Below are 5,591 nucleotides of genomic sequence, written 5' to 3'. Positions count from 1 at the left end.
GGTGCGTCCGTTTCTTGAGAACTCAACAGCGTGCACTATGTTCAATGCCAATTTATTGAACCCCAGCCTGCTTTGGCAGGTGGGATTCCTTTGATTGATGGACAATTTGATTTTCGAGTCAGTTGTTTCTCTGTCAGTGAACAAACTCTGGTTGGCCTCTTCGGGGGTTGGCTGAATCATTTTTTTTGGAGAGTTTGATCCTGGCTCAGGACGAACGCTGGCGGCGTGCTTAACACATGCAAGTCGAACGATGAACCTGGAGCTTGCTCTGGGGGATTAGTGGCGAACGGGTGAGTAACACGTGAGTAACCTGCCCTGGACTCTGGGATAACTTCGAGAAATCGGAGCTAATACCGGATAGGACCTTGCACCGCATGGTGTGGGGTGGAAAGTTTTTCGGTTTGGGATGGACTCGCGGCCTATCAGCTTGTTGGTGAGGTAATGGCTCACCAAGGCGTCGACGGGTAGCCGGCCTGAGAGGGTGACCGGCCACACTGGGACTGAGACACGGCCCAGACTCCTACGGGAGGCAGCAGTGGGGAATATTGCACAATGGGCGCAAGCCTGATGCAGCAACGCCGCGTGCGGGATGACGGCCTTCGGGTTGTAAACCGCTTTTAGTAGGGAAGAAGCCTTCGGGTGACGGTACCTGCAGAAAAAGGACCGGCTAACTACGTGCCAGCAGCCGCGGTAATACGTAGGGTCCGAGCGTTGTCCGGAATTATTGGGCGTAAAGAGCTCGTAGGCGGTTTGTCGCGTCTGCTGTGAAAACTAGAGGCTCAACCTCTAGCCTGCAGTGGGTACGGGCAGACTTGAGTGGTGTAGGGGAGACTGGAATTCCTGGTGTAGCGGTGGAATGCGCAGATATCAGGAGGAACACCGATGGCGAAGGCAGGTCTCTGGGCACTTACTGACGCTGAGGAGCGAAAGCGTGGGGAGCGAACAGGATTAGATACCCTGGTAGTCCACGCCGTAAACGTTGGGCGCTAGATGTGGGGACCTTTCCACGGTTTCCGTGTCGTAGCTAACGCATTAAGCGCCCCGCCTGGGGAGTACGGCCGCAAGGCTAAAACTCAAAGGAATTGACGGGGGCCCGCACAAGCGGCGGAGCATGCGGATTAATTCGATGCAACGCGAAGAACCTTACCAAGGCTTGACATACACGAGAACGGGCCAGAAATGGTCAACTCTTTGGACACTCGTGAACAGGTGGTGCATGGTTGTCGTCAGCTCGTGTCGTGAGATGTTGGGTTAAGTCCCGCAACGAGCGCAACCCTCGTCGCATGTTGCCAGCACGTTATGGTGGGGACTCATGTGAGACTGCCGGGGTCAACTCGGAGGAAGGTGGGGATGACGTCAAATCATCATGCCCCTTATGTCTTGGGCTTCACGCATGCTACAATGGCCGGTACAAAGGGCTGCGATGTCGTAAGGCGGAGCGAATCCCAAAAAGCCGGTCTCAGTTCGGATTGAGGTCTGCAACTCGACCTCATGAAGTCGGAGTCGCTAGTAATCGCAGATCAGCAACGCTGCGGTGAATACGTTCCCGGGCCTTGTACACACCGCCCGTCAAGTCATGAAAGTCGGTAACACCCGAAGCCGGTGGCCTAACCCTTGTGGAGGGAGCCGTCGAAGGTGGGATCGGTGATTAGGACTAAGTCGTAACAAGGTAGCCGTACCGGAAGGTGCGGCTGGATCACCTCCTTTCTAAGGAGCACTGGACCAGCTTGCTGGTTCCAGGTCAGCCAGATTGAGGCGAACGTTCTCACTGGTTGCTCATGGGTGGAACATTGACATAGGTGCTCGTCTGAATGGTTCAGACCTAGTACGCCTTCTTCGGGGGGTTGGAACGGTTGGGGCCGGCCGGGCGGGTACGTGCACGCTGTTGGGTCCTGAGGGACCGGGCGCAACCCCTGGCTGTTGTTGGGGGTGGCTGGTTTCTTGCAGGCCTCTGCCGATGCTCACTGTGGTGGGCGGGTGTGGGGGTGCTGTTCGTCTGTTGAGAACTACATAGTGGACGCGAGCATCTTAGATTGACGCTCTTTCGGGAGTGTTGATCACAAAGATTCGTAGGACGTGCCCTTTTAGGGGTGCGTTCGACTAATCATTGGTCACCGCCGGCTCCTTTTGGGGTTGGTGGTTTCTGAACTCATGTGATTTCAAGTTTCTAAGAGCAAACGGTGGATGCCTTGGCATCTGGAGCCGAAGAAGGACGTCGTAATCTGCGATAAGCCTCGGGGAGCTGATAAACGAGCTGTGATCCGAGGATTTCCGAATGGGGAAACCCCGCCAGGCCCTTTGGGTGACCTGGTGACTCCCGCCTGAATATATAGGGCGGGTAGAGGGAACGTGGGGAAGTGAAACATCTCAGTACCCACAGGAAGAGAAAACAACCGTGATTCCGTGAGTAGTGGCGAGCGAAAGCGGATGAGGCTAAACCGGTCATGTGTGATACCCGGCAGGGGTTGCATGGTCGGGGTTGTGGGACCTTTCGGGCTGTTCTGCCGGACAGCCACGGTGACGCGTATGCGATAGACGAACCGGATTGAAAGCCGGACCGGAGTGGGTGTGAGTCCCGTAGTCGAAATCGTGTGCGGCCCGGAGAGGGATCCCAAGTAGCACGGGGCCCGAGAAATCCCGTGTGAATCTGCCAGGACCACCTGGTAAGCCTAAATACTCCCAGATGACCGATAGCGGACAAGTACCGTGAGGGAAAGGTGAAAAGTACCCCGGGAGGGGAGTGAAATAGTACCTGAAACCGTTTGCTTACAAACCGTCGGAGCTCCCGTGTTGGGGTGACGGCGTGCCTTTTGAAGAATGAGCCTGCGAGTTAGTGATCTGTGGCGAGGTTAACCCGTGTGGGGTAGCCGGAGCGAAAGCGAGTCTGAATAGGGCGATTCAGTCGCAGGTCCTAGACCCGAAGCGAAGTGATCTATCCATGGCCAGGTTGAAGCGACGGTAAGACGTCGTGGAGGACCGAACCCACTTAGGTTGAAAACTGAGGGGATGAGCTGTGGATAGGGGTGAAAGGCCAATCAAACTTCGTGATAGCTGGTTCTCTCCGAAATGCATTTAGGTGCAGCGTTGCGTGTTTCTTGCCGGAGGTAGAGCTACTGGATGGCCGATGGGCCTCAACAGGTTACTGACGTCAGCCAAACTCCGAATGCCGGTAAGTGAGAGCGCAGCAGTGAGACGGTGGGGGATAAGCTTCATCGTCGAGAGGGAAACAACCCAGACCACCGACTAAGGTCCCTAAGCGCGTGCTAAGTGGGAAAGGATGTGGAGTTGCACAGACAACCAGGAGGTTGGCTTAGAAGCAGCCACCCTTGAAAGAGTGCGTAATAGCTCACTGGTCAAGTGATTCCGCGCCGACAATGTAACGGGGCTCAAGCACGCCACCGAAGTCGTGGCATTCATACAATCGATAGGCCTTCGTGGTCCAGTCGTGTGGATGGGTAGGAGAGCGTCGTGTGCCGGGTGAAGCGGCGGTGGAAACCAGCCGTGGACGGTACACGAGTGAGAATGCAGGCATGAGTAGCGAAAGACGGGTGAGAAACCCGTCCTCCGGAAGACCAAGGGTTCCAGGGTCAAGCTAATCTGCCCTGGGTAAGTCGGGACCTAAGGCGAGGCCGACAGGCGTAGTCGATGGACAACGGGTTGATATTCCCGTACCGGCGAAGAACCGCCCACACCAATCCAGTAATGCTAACCATCCGAACTGTCACATCGTTCCCTTCGGGGGACACCGTGGCGGGGAGCATGGGACCCGGTCTGGTGCGGTGAGCGTATTAACAGGTGTGACGCAGGAAGGTAGCCCAGCCCGGGCGATGGTTGTCCCGGGGCAAGCGTGTAGGCCGAGTCGTAGGCAAATCCGCGACTCATGCAGGCTGAGACGTGATGCGGATAAAAAGTGGGTGATCCTATGCTGCCGAGAAAAGCATCGACGCGAGGTTCTAGCCGCCCGTACCCCAAACCGACTCAGGTGGTCAGGTAGAGAATACCGAGGAGATCGAGAGAATCGTGGTTAAGGAACTCGGCAAAATGCCCCCGTAACTTCGGGAGAAGGGGGGCCGGATCGTTGTAGGCACTTGCTGCCGAAGGCGTGAAGGCCGCAGAGACCAGTGGGAAGCGACTGTTTACTAAAAACACAGGTCCGTGCGAAGTCGCAAGACGATGTATACGGACTGACGCCTGCCCGGTGCTGGAAGGTTAAGCGGAACGGTTAGCTCTTCGGAGCGAAGCTGAGAAGTTAAGCCCCAGTAAACGGCGGTGGTAACTATAACCATCCTAAGGTAGCGAAATTCCTTGTCGGGTAAGTTCCGACCTGCACGAATGGCGTAACGACTTCCCAGCTGTCTCAACCGCGAACTCGGCGAAATTGCAGTACGAGTAAAGATGCTCGTTACGCGCAGAAGGACGGAAAGACCCCGTGACCTTTACTACAGCTTGGTATTGGTGTTCGGTGTGGCTTGTGTAGGATAGGTGGGAGACTTTGAAGCGGGCACGCCAGTGTTCGTGGAGTCATTGTTGAAATACCACTCTGGTCACTCTGGATATCTAACTTCGAACCGTGATCCGGTTCAGGGACAGTGCCTGGTGGGTAGTTTAACTGGGGCGGTTGCCTCCCAAAGAGTAACGGAGGCGCCCAAAGGTTCCCTCAACCTGGTTGGCAATCAGGTGGCGAGTGTAAGTGCACAAGGGAGCTTGACTGCGAGACTGACAGGTCGAGCAGGGACGAAAGTCGGGACTAGTGATCCGGCAGTGGCTTGTGGAAGCGCTGTCGCTCAACGGATAAAAGGTACCTCGGGGATAACAGGCTGATCTTGCCCAAGAGTCCATATCGACGGCATGGTTTGGCACCTCGATGTCGGCTCGTCGCATCCTGGGGCTGGAGTAGGTCCCAAGGGTTGGGCTGTTCGCCCATTAAAGCGGTACGCGAGCTGGGTTTAGAACGTCGTGAGACAGTTCGGTCCCTATCCTCTGCGCGCGCAGGAAATTTGAGAGGATCTGACCCTAGTACGAGAGGACCGGGTTGGACGAACCTCTGGTGTGCCAGTTGTTCCGCCAGGAGCACCGCTGGTTAGCTACGTTCGGGATGGATAACCGCTGAAAGCATCTAAGCGGGAAGCCGGCCTCAAGATGAGATTTCCATCCCCTTCGGGGGGAGAGGCGCCCAGCCAGACGACTGGGTTGATAGGCCAGATGTGGAAGCACCGCAAGGTGTGCAGCTGACTGGTACTAATACGCCGATAACTTGATAATCACTATCTACATCAACGTTTGCAAAAGGCACGATGTAGAGCCTGATGACTCGCGTCCACTGTGTGGTTCCCGACAGACGAACCAAACACCAAATTGAACAGAGCAACGCTCGAACGATTTCCCCACCACCCCGCACACCGGGGTTGGTGTCGGGGCAAGAGTTACGGCGGCCATAGCGTCAGGGAAACGCCCGGACACATTCCGAACCCGGAAGCTAAGACTGACAGCGCCGATGGTACTGCAGGGGGGACCCTGTGGGAGAGTAGGACACCGCCGGACACCCATTCACGAAAGGCCACCCCGAACCCCGGGGTGGCCTTTCGGCATTT

At 56.2% G+C, this 5,591-nt stretch carries 3 rRNA genes; all 3 read left to right on the top strand.

Annotated elements, in window-relative coordinates:
* Positions 1-182: 182 nt before the first annotated feature.
* The 3 genes from ACFWE1_RS17520 (at position 183) to rrf (ending at position 5,541) form a co-directional block, all read left to right on the top strand.
* Positions 183-1,707 (top strand): 16S ribosomal RNA (locus tag ACFWE1_RS17520).
* A 450-nt stretch (positions 1,708-2,157) separates the two neighbouring features.
* Positions 2,158-5,262 (top strand): 23S ribosomal RNA (locus ACFWE1_RS17515).
* Between the two features lie 162 nt (positions 5,263-5,424).
* Positions 5,425-5,541 (top strand): 5S ribosomal RNA (gene rrf, locus ACFWE1_RS17510).
* Together the 16S, 23S and 5S rRNA genes form the textbook arrangement of a ribosomal RNA operon.
* The last annotated feature ends 50 nt before the right edge of the window (positions 5,542-5,591 follow it).

This window comes from Agromyces sp. NPDC060279 (assembly GCF_042726785.1).
GTDB lineage: Bacteria > Actinomycetota > Actinomycetes > Actinomycetales > Microbacteriaceae > Agromyces.
Note: the sequence above shows the minus strand (reverse complement) of the source record. Positions and strands in the feature narration are given on the sequence as shown.